Source organism: Actinoplanes siamensis (assembly GCF_016862395.1).
Taxonomy (GTDB): Bacteria; Actinomycetota; Actinomycetes; order Mycobacteriales; family Micromonosporaceae; genus Actinoplanes; species Actinoplanes siamensis.
On record NZ_BOMW01000157.1, the window covers coordinates 1 to 628 of the forward strand.

Annotated in this window: 1 protein-coding gene; it reads right to left on the reverse strand. The window is 69.3% G+C overall.

Features of this window, described 5'->3' with window-relative positions:
• Positions 1 to 23: 23 nt before the first annotated feature.
• Entirely contained in the window at positions 24 to 191 is a 168-nt protein-coding gene (locus Asi03nite_RS37540) for an immunoglobulin domain-containing protein (protein ID WP_203685266.1), read from the reverse strand.
• Positions 192 to 628: the final 437 nt, after the last annotated feature.

The window sequence follows — 628 nt, forward strand, 5'->3', positions numbered from 1 at the left end:
GTCGTTCCGGTTCCCGAAGATGGTCAGTCGAGATCGGGCGGGTCGGGCACCCAGACCTCCCGGCCGGCCCCGCTGCCCGTGTCGTGCCAGAAGATCTTGCCGGGCCTGCCGTCGGCGCTCACCTGCGGCGAGACGACCACGGGCGACTGCGGCTCGTCACCCAGGTCGTGCAGGTCAGTCTGGTCCGTCATTCCGCCTCCTTCGGTCGAGCGTTTGTGCACCCTCTTAGCCAGACCCAGCCGTTCTCCGCGTGGACCCAGCCGAAGCACGAGGTCATGATCCGAGCCCCGCAAAGGCACGTGGAGTGCCTGCGCGGCCCATCGAATCGGTGTGGCGGGACCGCAGGTTGCCGCGGTCCCTGTATCGGTCCTCTGGGCATCGGGTCGTGGATCATCGAGCGCCTCGCCGACGCCATCGGATCCATGCGTCGACCTGCGGCGCGAGCCAGATCCGTCCCACCGAGAGCGTCCGGTACGGCGCCGGGAATCCTGAGCTGACGCTGGCCACGAGATGGTCGACCCTTTGTCGCGAGACCTGCAGGCGTGCCGCGATGTCCCGGGCTGTCACCAGGTCCGGGCCCTGGCCGGACTCCCAGCATGCGCACGGTGCCGCCGGGACGTTCAGACGC